Here is a 12,445-nt window from a genome sequence, read left to right on the forward strand (position 1 = left end):
GCATGACGGCATCTCCCACAGCCAAGATGATGAGAGTTAAGATGGAAATTTTTCGGTCGCTTCTTATGAGTTTGGGCATGTTGTTGGCGGCTATTCCAGCGTGGGCATCGTGCGATGGGAGAACCATAGCCAAGAACGTCTATGAAGCCCCGGTTTGTGTGCCCAAAAAGCCTCAGCGCGTGGTTGTCCTCGACCATTTCTATAATCTGGGAATGGCTTTAGAACTGGATATTCCGGTCGTTGGCGCGCCGCTGATGGCGGCGCCGGACGCAGAATTGCGCGAGCGCGCGACAGACGCCTTTATTAAGGACATCGGCAACGCGCGTCAGCCCAATTTAGAGTTGATAATCAGCCTCAAGCCGGATCTCATTGTCGGTGAGGCGCAATTCCATGGCCAATTCTACGATAAACTTTCCCTGATCGCACCGACAGCTCTGATCGACGCAGCAAATTGGAAGGAACACTTCCTCCTGCTAGCCGATGTTGCTGATCGTTCAGATGAGGGTGCCAAGCTTCTGAAAGCTTACGAGGCGCGTGCGTCCGCTATCCGCACTCGCGTGCCTGCTGACGTCGAAGTCTCAGCAATCAGAGTCGCACCACATGGCTTTCATGTCTATCTTGACAGTCCGTCGGCCTATGCGCCCTACGCCGTCCTCCGGGAGGCGGGTATAAGACGCACCGCCTATGAAACGACTGAGGATGACGCGGTGCTAAAGCGCCCGGATTGGGAGGAGCTAAAAGCCTTGAACGGCGATATTCTTCTCTACGTGGTCGCCGCTGGAAATGCGCCCGGCCAGGACGAGGAACTGAATGCGGTGACCATCGGCAATCCGTTTTGGCAGATGCTTCCTGCAGTGCAGGAAAGACATGCGTATCGTGTCGAGAAGGGGGCATGGTTTGGCTTTAACAGTATTGCCTCTGCCCATCGGGTTCTCGACGACATCGAACGCTATGTCCTGAACAGGCCGTGAGCGAGGGGCGGATGACAGGAACCACAGTGACCGGCTGTTACGATAGCCGTGCAGATTCGATGCGGGCCTCATCGCTCGCGGTGCTGTGTCTCGCCACGGCGAGCCTGGCGGTCTGGTCCGTGACGCTGGGCACGTCGCGCATTGCGGTTGCGGATGTGCTTGCGGCGCTCTTTGCGTTCGATGGCTCGCGCGAGCATCTGGTGGTGACGACGCTGCGCCTGCCACGCGTGCTGGCCGGGCTTATGGCTGGCTCCGCGCTGGCGGTGGCAGGCGCGATCATGCAGGCAATGACGAACAACCCGCTCGCTTCGCCCGGTCTGCTTGGCATCAATGCCGGGGCATCCTTCGCCGTGGTCGTGGCGATATCCGTGCTCGGGGCAGGATCGAGCAACGCCCATATCTGGTTCGCCTTTGGCGGCGCGGGCTTGACGGCCGTTGTGGTCTATGCGCTGGCCTCGGCCGGAGTTGCCGGTGCGACGCCGCTCAAGCTGGTGCTGGCCGGGGCTGTGCTGGCCACCTTCCTCACCTCGCTGGCCACTGCGATCCTCATTTTCGACCAGACCACGCTCGACGCCGTGAGGCTGTGGACGGCCGGTTCGCTTACCGGCCGCACTATGGCTCAGGTGACCGCCGTAGCACCCTATATTCTCGTGGGCTTGGCCGCAGCTCTGATCTTTCGCCGCCATCTCATGACATTAAGCCTGGGAACAACTGTCGCCCAATCTGTCGGGCAGAACCCAGTCCTGTGGCGTGGTCTCGCCGTTGTTATAGTCATTCTGCTTGCTGGCGGTGCAGTATCGCTCGCCGGTCCCATCGGTTTCGTCGGGCTGGTCGTCCCGCATCTTGCACGGATGACGGTCAGTGTCGACTACCGCTGGATCATCCCGTTCAGCGCGGCTGGCGGTGCACTGCTGATCGTGGTGGCGGACACGGTGGGCCGGACGTTTTTTGCCAGCCAGAGCTTTCCGGTTGGGGTGACGATGGCGCTTGTCGGCGCACCGTTTTTCATATGGATCGCCCGCCGCCGCGTGGACGGTGCCTCATGATCCGCATTGTCTCTCTCTCGTTGCTGCTTCTGGCAGGTATTTCCGCTTCTCTTGCTTATGGCGATCATACCGTATCGTTTAGCGATCTGTTGTCGGTTCTGACACAGCCAGCGGGCATCAATCCACAGGTCGAGATGATCGTGCTCGACCTGCGCATGCCACGCGCATTGCTCGCCGCACTGGTCGGTGCAGCTCTTGCCGTGGCCGGGGCAATAGCACAGGCTGTGATGCGCAACCCGCTCGCTGAACCCGGCATCCTCGGCATCAATGCCGGCGCGGCTCTTGCAGCCATGATCGTCATCGTGGCGCTCGACAATGCACCGATCCAGCTTTTGCCCTGGGCTGGCTTTGCTGGCGCAGGCGGGATGGCAGCTGCAATCTACATGCTGTCATGGCGCAATGGCGGCACCTCGTCGCTGCGCATTATCCTAATAGGCATCGGGCTTTCCGCACTAGCGGGCGCGGCCACGACCTTTCTCACCGCCTTCGGCGAGGTTGGAGACGTGCAGCGCGCCATGATCTGGCTCGCTGGCAGCGTCTATCACGCAGATTGGATGGGAGTGTATGTCCTCACACTCTGGCTTGTCACACCCTTGGCGGTGACGATGATTTCGAGTCGGCAACTCGACCTGATCCGTTTTGGCGACAATGCCGCGCGCAGTCTTGGACAGCGCGTCAACCTCGTTCGAGGACTGATGATCCTGCTTTGTGCGCTTCTGTCCGGCGCGGCCGTCGCCGCCGCCGGGCTGATCAGCTTCGTCGGGTTGGTCGCGCCGCATATAGCCCGCCGAATTGTCGGTCCGGCCCATGCAAGGCTGATCCCCGTGTCGGCTTTGATCGGCGCAACGCTGGTCGTGGCGGCGGACCTTGCAGGTCGCTCGATCATCGCCCCGGCCCAGCTTCCAGCCGGGATCGTAACCGCGCTGATCGGCGCACCTTTTTTCGCATATCTGCTATGGGGGCGTCGTCATGTCCCGGCCTGACGTAAACGGAAACATAGACCTCGCTGCCGAAGGCGTTACGGTCGCCTATGGCCGCGCAGTGGTCGTAAAAGATCTCGACCTTATAATTCCTCGCGGCGCCTTCACCGCGTTGATCGGGCCGAACGGTAGCGGCAAGTCGACGATCCTGCGCGCGCTTGGCGGCCTGCTTGCGCCCATGGCTGGCACAGTTCGGCTGGACAGGCGGCCCATAGCCGAATTTTCGGCAAGGGAAATCGCACGACGCATAGGCGTGCTGGCGCAAGGGCCGGTCGCGCCGGAAGGGTTGTCGGTGCTGGATTTGGTCCGGCAGGGCCGGTATCCGCACCTTTCCCTGTTCGGCCGCAGGTCCGAACGGGACGATGCGGTTTGCGAGGAGGCCCTGCTGCTGACCGGGATGCAAGACCTAGCTGGGCGACCGCTCGACAGCCTGTCCGGCGGCCAGCGCCAACGAGCGTGGATCGCGATGGCGCTTGCGCAGGAGACCCCCATCTTACTGCTCGACGAACCCACAACGTTTCTCGATCTCGCTCATCAGATCGAGGTGATGGAGTTGGTGAGCCGCCTGGTTGCTGAGCGCGGCAAGACAGTCGTTGCCGTGCTGCACGATCTCAACCAGGCCGCGCGCTACGCGGACCACATGGTCATGCTTAGGAAAGGTAAGATCGTGGCTACCGGTCGCCCCAGCGTTGTGATGACGGCTGAGATCGTACAGCATGTTTTCGGGGTTGCCGCTATCATTATTGCAGATCCCGTCGCTGGAACACCGATGTGCATTCCTGCCGCCTCCTGACTTGCCCCCGTGGGGTGATCCGTTTGGAATGTTAGTGCATGTTCGGTCTGATGGCCACAGCCGGGCGTTGATGCTGGCCAAGGATATTCTAATGCAAACCGGCTCTTATGAGCACACGAGTTATGCCATCCAGGACACGCCGACGACTGTGGTTTAGCACTCCGGGCACTTCCTTCCGCAGGATAAGGCAGAGATTGCCGCCCTCATCCTAAACCCGGTCTGGAGAGCTGCGTAGATGGACCCCGTCGGAGTGTGGCGCTTTTTACATTCTAAGTGCTTCGTTGGTTTTCCGATAAGACCTATTTCGCTTATTATCAAAAATCCGTAGCAGTCGAATATCTGCCATATTCGTTCGAAATAACAAGAATCGTCGTAGCCGAGAAATAGAAAGAAACAGCGATATGTCTTTCTAAACAGGCACTTGTAGCGAATGTCGGTATCGGTGGTTGCGAGCCCCCCGCAACCAACAATACGAACAAACCCGTCGCACCAGCGGCGGGTTTTGTTGTTTTTATAGCCCTTCCAATGGTTTGACGCTCCACCCAGTTCAGGATCGGCTCCAACTCCAAGACGGACTTCGATTTATGTATAAACCAATCGCCGACTGGTCACGCGATGACAGGCTTAGGAGGGAAAGAGGCAATCCCGGCATTGTTGACCATTACGTCGAAGCCGCCGAGTTCCTGTTCGGTGTGCTTGATCACGGCGTAGCCGTTATCCCGCTTGTTGACATCGGCAGAGAAAGTGCTGGCCTTGCTTCCGAGCGTCTCTACCTCCTTCTTCACAGTCCCAGCTTATCGGCCTTCAAGTCAACAAGCGCGGCATTTTCTTGCTGTCCATTGACATGATACTTCTCCTTGAATTGAATTTCGACATGGCAGTCTGAAGTGGACGGACTGCCATGTCAGGTTGATGCGTACTCAGAAGTGAGCGTCGATATCGACCACATCGATCAGCTTGTGGTTCACGAACTCCTTCAATCCAAGGCCGAGCAGTTCGCGCCCGTAACCCGATCGACGAACACCACCGAACGGCAGATCCGCTTCCACCTTCGTGGGATGGTTGACGAACACCATGCCGGTCGAGATTCGCTTCGCGACCTCGAAGCCGCGCTTTTCATCCGCCGTGAACACCGAGCCGCCGAGACCGAAGGGCGAGTCATTGGCAATGCGAACCGCATCGTCTTCGTCTTTCGCGCGGAACAGCATCGAGACCGGACCGAAGAACTCCCAGTAGCGGGCCGGGTTGTCCTCTCCCACATCGGTGAGAATGGTTGGCTGCACGAAGGCACCCTGGTTGGGGACAGGTAGGCCGACTTCCTCGGCCTTGGCTCCGTGACCAACCGCTTTGCGAATTTGCTCCTTGATGTCGTCTGCGGCTTTCTGGGAAGACAACGGTGCGAGCGTAGTCTTAGGATCAAAGGGGTCGCCAGCGACTAGCTTCGCCACTCCGTTCCGATAACCGTCAAGGAATGCGTCATAGACCTCGTCCACGACGATCATGCGCTTGGACGACACACAGACCTGTCCGCCGTTCCAGTGACGACCAAAGACGGCCCAGTCAATGGTCTTCTTGAGATCGGCATCCTTGAGCACGACGAAGGCATCTGCGCCGCCGAGCTCCATTGTTGATTTCTTCAGAGCCTTGCCGGCTTCCGCCGCGACGATGGAACCTGCTGCCTCCGATCCGGTCAGCGCCACGCCATGGACCCTCGGATCGTTAATGATCATGTTGATCTGGTCGCGCGTTGCATAGAGATTCTTGAAGCAGCCTTCCGGCAGTCCGGCCTGCGCCATCAGCTTTTCGAACGCTGCAGCACTCTGCGGTACGTTGGAGGCATGTTTGAGGATCAGCGTGTTGCCGGCAGAAAGCTGCGGCGCCAGGATGCGGGCGATCTGATAGTACGGGAAGTTCCATGGCTCAATGGCGAGCAGCACGCCGAGCGGCTCATGCACCAGAACCGCATCGCCTTCAGCGGGATCGAGCACCGGGAGCTTCTCCGGCTTCAGCAAGGCTTCGGCATTGCGGACATAATATTCGAAGATCTTGGCCGAGAGCTCGACTTCCGCCTTGGCCTCCGCGAAGAGCTTGCCCATTTCCAGCGTCAGAAGTTTAGCATAGGCATCGCTGTCGCGGCGCAGAAGGTCGGCGGCCTTCTGAAGAATACGGCCCCGCTCACCAAAAGAGGTTTCCCTCCATTTGAGGAATGCAGCATCCGCGTTGTCGAGGGCCGTCTTTGCCTCCGCGTCAGTCGCGTCGGGAAACGTCGCGACGGTTTCACCGGTATAAGGATTGATGGTTGCATAAGCCATGTTCATTCTCCTTCGTGAATGGTGGCTGGGTTGCGAATGAAGATTAGGCCGCGAGATCTTTCACGGCCTGGACCATCTGGGTCAGCACGGCCTGCGCATCGCCGTAGACCATGTTACAATTTTCTTGGAAGAACAGAAGGTTCTCGACACCAGAATAGCCTTTGCCTTGGCCACGCTTGACAACATAGACTTGGTGGGCCTGATCGGCATTGAGGATAGGCATGCCATAGATCGGCGATGACTTGTCGGTGCGAGCCGCCGGATTGACGACGTCGTTCGCTCCGATCACCAGTGCGACATCGGTATTGGTGAAGTCAGCGTTAATGTCTTCCATGTCGTATATGATGTCATAGGGGACCCCGGCTTCAGCAAGCAGCACGTTCATGTGCCCGGGCATGCGACCCGCTACCGGATGGATGGCGAACTTCACATCCACACCAGCTGCCTGAAGCAGTTTTACGAATTCGTAGAGCTTCTGCTGTGCCTGCGCGACGGCGAGGCCATAGCCGGGGATGATGACAACACTCGAGGCGTAGCGCATGGCGATGGCCGCGTCGCTTGCGTCGGCGCTCTTCATTTCTCCGTGGGTCGCGTCGCCGCCCGCAACGACTGCATCTCCGAAGTTCGAAAACAGAACGTTGGTCAGCGAGCGATTCATCGCCTTCGCCATCAGCACGGTGAGGAGCGTGCCGGCCGAGCCCACGACCATGCCCGCGATCATCAGGGCCGGGTTCTGAAGCGCATAACCTTCGAGACCCACGGCAAGACCTGTGAAGGCGTTGTAGAGCGAGATCACAACCGGCATGTCGGCGCCGCCGATCGGCAGGGTCATCATGATGCCAAAGGCCAGTGCACCGAGGAAGAACAAGCCGGCGAGAAGCGGCAACGTCGGACTGTCAAAGAAAATGACGAGCGCGATGCCGAGCAGGAGCGTCAGGGTGAACAAGGCGCCGTTGACGAGACGCTGCCCCCTGAACCGGAACGGCTTCCTGATCTTGCCATCGAGCTTTGCCCAGGCGATCACAGAACCGGTAAGCGAGATGGAGCCGATCAGCGCGCCGGCGGCGGTCACAGCCAGGATCACCGGGTTCGACGCACCGCGCGCCGACAACTCAACGGCCGCAACCGCTGCCGCGGCACCACCGCCCATGCCATTATAGAGTGCGACCATCTGCGGTATCGCGGTCATCTCGACCTTCTTGCCGCGCAGCCAGGCCCAGCCGCCGCCGAGTGCGAGGGCAGCGAGCGCCAGAATAATATTGACGCCGAGATACGGGCGGACCGTCTCAGTGACATCGAATACTGCGAGGAAGCTTGCGGCGACCGCGACAATCATGCCGACGCCAGCCACGACGATTCCCGACAAGGCGGTTACCGGCGACGACATGCGCTTCAGGCCGAAGATGAACAGGGCGGCTGCGGCAAGTCCGCTCAGTCCGAGCGTGTGCTGGATAATCATCTCACTTTTTCTCCGCATCGCTAGTCTTGAACATGGCAAGCATGCGATCCGTGACCACATAACCGCCGGCGGCATTGGCAGCGCCGAGCGCGACGGCGATGAAGCCGAGAATCTGCCCGAACAGGCTGGTCGCGTTGATGAGGGCGTGCAGAGCACCGACGACGACGATGCCGTGGATGAAGTTCGATCCGGACATAAGCGGCGTGTGCAGGATCGAGGGAACACGTCTGATTACTTCATAGCCAGTGAACGCCGCCAGCATGAAGATATAGAGGGCAATCAGCCAAGTCATGGATGTGTCGATGGTCATTTCGAGATCTCCGCTCTGCTTGAAGTTTTGCCTTCGATGGAGCTTCGCACCGCTTCATTGCGGATTTCGCCCGCATGGGTGAGCACGGTTCCGGCGATCACCTCATCCTCGAAATCGAGGGTGAGGGCGCCATCCTTCACGATGAGCGTCAGGAGGTTGAGGATGTTCTTTGCATAAAGCTCACTCGCATGCTGAGCGAGTGCGGAAGGCACGTCGAGCGGCGCCAGAATGGTTGCTGGCCCGACAGTCACAGTTTCTCCCGGCTTTGTGCCTTCACAGTTGCCGCCACCCTCCGCGCCGAGATCCACGATCACGGCACCTGGTTTCATCGCCGCGATCTGGTCGGCCTCAATCAGCACCGGCGCACGCCGACCGGGGACCGCCGCTGTGGTGATGATCATGTCTGCATCGGCGATGTGCTGCGAAAGTACATGCCGAACTTTCGCTTTCTCATCGGGCGTCAATTCGCGCGCATAGCCGCCTTCACCACGGGCGTCTATGCCTGTATCGACGAATTTCGCGCCGAGCGAACGCGCCTGTTCCGCAGTTTCAGGACGAACATCATAGCCCTCACAGATCGCACCGAGCCGGTGCGATGTCGCCAGAGCCGAGAGGCCAGCGACACCAAGCCCCATCACCAGCACCTTGGCTGCCCGCAACGAGCCGACGGCAGTCGTCATCATCGGAAGGATACGTGGCATGTTAACTGCGCCCAGAAGGGGTGCGTAATAACCGGCCAACGCCGCCTGACTGGATAGCGCATCCATGGACTGCGCGCGACTGATACGGGGGATAAGCTCCATGGCGAACGCCGTTATCTTGCGGTCGCGCAGTGCGATGACCAATTCTCCGTTCGTCTGCCCGTAAATGAACGAGACCAGCACGGCACCCGGTTTGATGGCCGCTACGGTCGCGGTTGATGGAGGTTGCACGGCGAGAACCACGTCGGCATCCGCGACCAGGGCATCACCCGTGTCCATAAAGGTTGCGTCCTTGTATGCGGCGTCGGCGAATGTCGCGGCGAGTCCCGCGCCTCGTTCGAGCACGATTGAGGAGCCGAGACGCTCTAGCCGTTGAACGACCGAGGGAACCATTGAGACGCGTTTCTCGCCCGGCTTTGTTTCCTTCAAGACTGCGATTTTGATCGACATGAGCATCCTCATAGGGAGCGGGCCACACCATCACGGTGCAACTTATTCTATGAGAGTAGATCTCCTTTGCCGAGCTGTACATTGATTCAAATCAATTGAAATCCAGATATCATATGACATCTATGTGATACGGTACGTCGATGCCGACAGGAGGTGTTGGGAGGACATGAAAAGAATCTACGGACGGAAACGGCTGAGTCGGCAGGAGGCGCAGGCTCAGACACGCGAGCGTCTCATCGAGGCCGCAAAGAGACTATTCATACAGCGCGGTTTCGCCGGTACATCCTTGCGCGATATCGCGGAGGAAGCCGGGTATTCGCAAGGAGCGTTCTATTCTAACTTTTCATGCAAAGAGGCTGTGATGCTTGAGCTTCTCAAGCGCCACGTGGTCTTGAAGGATAGTGAGTTTGATGCAATCGTAGCCAACAAGGATTACACGCCGGACCAAATTCTGGTTGAATTGGAAATCATGCTAACAAGGTTTGAGACCGAGCAGGACTGGTCTGTATTGGCTATTGAACTCCAGCTATGCGCCATGAGGAGCCCGTCATTCGCCGAGAGTTACGCCGCAGTCTGGCATGAGCACGAGAAGCGAGTGGCGACGATGCTGAGGCGACTATTCGAGCGTCTGGACCAAACGCCGCCGGCTGAGGTCATACCAATCGCCAAGGGACTGATTGCGCTGACGAACGGGCTGGTTGTGCAGCAAGGCCACAGACGGCCAAACTATATAGCAGGTACGATTGCCATGTTCCTGCGCGCCGTCCTTTCCTCAGGTCCCAGCGTGACAATGCGTTAGACGCTTCATAAAGGGCCGCCCCCTTGATGTATTCGAGTGGTGGGTGTTTGTCGGGCAAAAGCGTCGGGATCGGGTAAGAAAGTTGAGTTCATGCGTTAACTATGTGTGTTCTAAATCTTTATTATTTCTTTGTAATTGTAGTTATTTTTCGCCGTTCAGTCGGGAAAATTCTATTTATTCATTTCTTTAATCATTCAAAAAATTATTCGCAAAACAGCTCTCTCTTCTTTCTAAAATATGGCTTCGCGAGAGAGATTCTCTGGTATCTCCGGTGTCGTATCGATGCCTGTCCTTTTCTGCCTTGCGATGATAGAGCGCGAAGTGTTCGTCGCCGAATGATTTGAGACTATTTGTGCTTTTGAAGATTGGAGTTTGCGGTTCTGTTTGCTTGTTGATTTAAGCCGCTTTGGCCGGGTGGTTTAAACTGGCCTTTTCATTCTATCCAAATGGATACAGCGCTCTCGCCCCGCGGATATGCCTCCAGCTAACGATATTGATTTGGCGAAAGAAAACGAACGCTGCGAAAAGAGAACCGCCTACTCTTGGAGGAGAGGGAGGTATTAAATTGAAGCTGTATAAGTAATCGGTCCAGAGGATCGCTTACCCGGCGGCACACTACCGTGTTCGTTGCAAACCAAAGCAAGTGAGGTTTGCTTTCGTGGAAGAGCGCCGCACTCAGTTTCCAGTCCATCGGCTGTACCAAATTATGGACATCACATCGCGGGGGTTATCGTGCGTGGCATAGACGGCCATTAACCTTCTGTTCGCCCAGCTCAGTGGTCACGGCGTTATTGAGCTCGCAACGCTTCATCTTGAGTTTTCTTGAAAAACTACGCAACCGATATCGACCGGCCTCTTTGGCGAGGCCGATTAATCGAACTGAAGAATGATAATCCCCGGATTATATGCCAGCCCACAGTGCACAGAGCGCGAGAACGGCAGGCACGGTTTGCACGAAGGCGATCTTCCTGCTGACGGTCGCCGAACCATAAATGCCGGCGACGGCCACGCAGATCAGGAAGAACAGCTTGAAGGCATATCCATCCGCTTGCAGGAAAAGACCGACGATAAGCCCCGCAGCGAGAAACCCATTATAAAGCCCCTGATTGCCAGCCAGAACTTTGGTCTGGCTGGCAAAGTCTGGCGATAGGTTGAACGCGCGTCGGGTCTGGGGCCTGGTCCACAGGAACATTTCCAGCACGAGGATGTAGATGTGCAGTGCTGCGATCAGGGCGATGAGGATATTGGCGATCATCGGTCTTTTCCCCTGCCGCTCAAGGCTTTAGCAGCACTTTGCCGGCTTTGCCGGGGGCCAGACAGGCGCACACCGCATCAGCAATCTGGTCGAGCGGGAAGACCGCCTCGACCGGCAGATTAAGCTCGCCCGTCGCGACCATCCGTAGCAATTCACCGATCAGGGCGACGCGCTTTTGCACCGGCATGGCGGCACTAACCTTTGAGCCCCAGAACCCTTTCACGACCGCCTGTTTGAAGATGAGATCACCCGAGGAAAGCTGCATCGGTTCGCCGGCCATGGTGCCGAACGACACGAGCAATCCGCTCTCGCCGAGCAGGTTCAGAAGATCGCCGCTGGCCCTGCCGCCGATGGAATCGACAGCTGCACGGATGAACGCCCCGCCGGTGATGGTGCGCACACGATCCTGCCAGCCATCAGTCGCCGTCGAGACTGCGTTGGCGATGTTGAGGGCCGCGAGCTCCTCTATCCCGGCATCGCGGCGTACGAGATTGACCACATGCACGCCGCGTGCCGCCGCCAGTATCGCCAGCGTCTTGCCGACCGCGCCGTTTGCGGCGTTCTGAATCACCCATTCACCGCTCTTCACCTCCAGGAAATCGAGAAGCGAAATGGCGCTGAACGGCATGGCGATGAGCTGCGCTGCGGCCTCGTCGGAAATTGCGTCCGGGACGGGGACCAGCCCGGCTGCCGGAGCGAGGAAATACTCGGCCCATGTCCCGTGGACGGATGCAACGGCGACCCGCTGACCGACAGTCACGTCGGTCACTTCATCACCCAGAGCATCGATGGTGCCCACGGCTTCGGAGCCTCCAATTGCGGGTAGTTCTGGCTTGTATCCGTAGCTGCCGCGAACCGTCCAGATATCATGATTATGGATCGGCGACAGGATGGTCCTGATCCGCACCTGACCCGGTCCAGGTTGAGGAATAGAGCTTTCACCGAGGGCGAGGACGTCGGCTGGTTCGCCGAATGCGGCGTGAATTGCACTTCTCATGATGGAAAATCCTTTAGATTGTGGTGACGTGCGGGCGCACATTGATGTTGCTGCGGGTAGCGTTGGAATAGGAGCAAATCTGATGCGTCGCCTTGGCCATTTCCGGAGCGGAATCCGCATTGAGGCCGGTGATCTGCCCAATATCGACCCCGGCGGCGCCCTTCCTTGCCGCAAGATCCAGCTTCCTGTTTTGGGCTAGTTGGTACAGCGCGCTGTCGAAACACGCGGCAAACCCGATTGCAAACAACTGCTTGGGGATGCGCCTGTCTTCTTGGCGTTGGGCATGGCCAGGTCGTGGGTGAGGCTGTCATCATCGAGCGCCGCGTGACCCTAGCGGCGACACGTGACTGTTGCGCTGGATCTATAGAAAAC

General features: G+C 58.2%; 13 protein-coding genes. 5 read left to right on the forward strand and 8 right to left on the reverse strand.

Annotation, left to right across the window (positions count from 1 at the left end; genetic code table 11):
- Positions 1 to 41: 41 nt before the first annotated feature.
- From H5024_RS15335 to H5024_RS15350, 4 genes are read left to right on the forward strand one after another with little or no spacing between them, the layout of a single operon-like run.
- Entirely contained in the window at positions 42 to 971 is a 930-nt protein-coding gene (locus H5024_RS15335) for an iron-siderophore ABC transporter substrate-binding protein (protein ID WP_187548009.1), read from the forward strand.
- Positions 972 to 982: 11 nt separating this feature from the next.
- A complete protein-coding gene (locus tag H5024_RS15340; protein WP_187548010.1) occupies positions 983 to 2,017 on the forward strand; it encodes an iron ABC transporter permease in 1,035 nt (344 codons plus the stop codon).
- Positions 2,014 to 3,000, forward strand: a complete 987-nt coding sequence (locus tag H5024_RS15345) for an iron ABC transporter permease (RefSeq protein ID WP_187548011.1) — start codon at positions 2,014 to 2,016, stop codon at positions 2,998 to 3,000. The genes H5024_RS15340 and H5024_RS15345 overlap by 4 nt, the downstream gene beginning before the upstream one ends.
- Positions 2,987 to 3,790 carry an ABC transporter ATP-binding protein gene (locus H5024_RS15350; RefSeq protein ID WP_187548012.1) on the forward strand — a complete coding sequence of 268 codons (804 nt, stop codon included), beginning with the start codon at positions 2,987 to 2,989 and terminating at the stop codon, positions 3,788 to 3,790. Before H5024_RS15345 ends, H5024_RS15350 begins: the two co-directional genes overlap by 14 nt.
- 608 nt (positions 3,791 to 4,398) lie before the next feature.
- Here the strand turns inward: H5024_RS15350 and H5024_RS21295 are convergent.
- From H5024_RS21295 to H5024_RS15375, 5 genes are all read right to left on the reverse strand, one after another.
- A complete protein-coding gene (locus tag H5024_RS21295) occupies positions 4,399 to 4,575 on the reverse strand; it encodes an SDR family NAD(P)-dependent oxidoreductase (RefSeq protein ID WP_348770703.1) in 177 nt (58 codons plus the stop codon).
- 135 nt (positions 4,576 to 4,710) lie between these two features.
- A complete protein-coding gene (locus tag H5024_RS15360; RefSeq protein ID WP_187548013.1) occupies positions 4,711 to 6,102 on the reverse strand; it encodes an NAD-dependent succinate-semialdehyde dehydrogenase in 1,392 nt (463 codons plus the stop codon).
- Between the two features lie 43 nt (positions 6,103 to 6,145).
- Complete coding sequence (locus tag H5024_RS15365; RefSeq protein ID WP_187548014.1) at positions 6,146 to 7,561, reverse strand: NAD(P)(+) transhydrogenase (Re/Si-specific) subunit beta; 1,416 nt, start codon at positions 7,559 to 7,561, stop codon at positions 6,146 to 6,148.
- Between the two features lies 1 nt (position 7,562).
- Positions 7,563 to 7,871, reverse strand: coding sequence for an NAD(P) transhydrogenase subunit alpha (locus tag H5024_RS15370; RefSeq protein WP_187548015.1), 309 nt, complete (start codon positions 7,869 to 7,871; stop codon positions 7,563 to 7,565).
- Entirely contained in the window at positions 7,868 to 9,034 is a 1,167-nt protein-coding gene (locus H5024_RS15375; protein WP_348770704.1) for an NAD(P) transhydrogenase subunit alpha, read from the reverse strand. Before H5024_RS15375 ends, H5024_RS15370 begins: the two co-directional genes overlap by 4 nt.
- 154 nt (positions 9,035 to 9,188) lie before the next feature.
- On the opposite strand from H5024_RS15375, the gene H5024_RS15380 reads away from it, so the two are divergent.
- Entirely contained in the window at positions 9,189 to 9,821 is a 633-nt protein-coding gene (locus tag H5024_RS15380; RefSeq protein ID WP_187548017.1) for a TetR/AcrR family transcriptional regulator, read from the forward strand.
- A 901-nt stretch (positions 9,822 to 10,722) separates the two neighbouring features.
- Here H5024_RS15380 and H5024_RS15385 read toward each other — a convergent pair.
- Genes H5024_RS15385 through H5024_RS21175 form a run of 3 tightly spaced genes read right to left on the reverse strand, consistent with a single transcriptional unit; the run spans position 10,723 to position 12,320 of the window.
- The gene (locus tag H5024_RS15385; protein WP_187548018.1) at positions 10,723 to 11,076 is read right to left on the reverse strand and encodes a DUF1304 domain-containing protein; all 354 of its coding nucleotides are present in this window, start codon (positions 11,074 to 11,076) and stop codon (positions 10,723 to 10,725) included.
- A gap of 19 nt (positions 11,077 to 11,095) precedes the next feature.
- Complete coding sequence (locus H5024_RS15390; RefSeq protein ID WP_187548019.1) at positions 11,096 to 12,073, reverse strand: zinc-binding dehydrogenase; 978 nt, start codon at positions 12,071 to 12,073, stop codon at positions 11,096 to 11,098.
- A 13-nt stretch (positions 12,074 to 12,086) separates the two neighbouring features.
- Positions 12,087 to 12,320 (reverse strand): hypothetical protein, encoded by a 234-nt coding sequence (locus tag H5024_RS21175; RefSeq protein ID WP_210309707.1) that lies wholly within the window; start codon positions 12,318 to 12,320, stop codon positions 12,087 to 12,089.
- Positions 12,321 to 12,445: the final 125 nt, after the last annotated feature.

This window comes from Ochrobactrum sp. Marseille-Q0166 (assembly GCF_014397025.1).
In the GTDB taxonomy this organism is placed as follows: domain Bacteria; phylum Pseudomonadota; class Alphaproteobacteria; order Rhizobiales; family Rhizobiaceae; genus Brucella.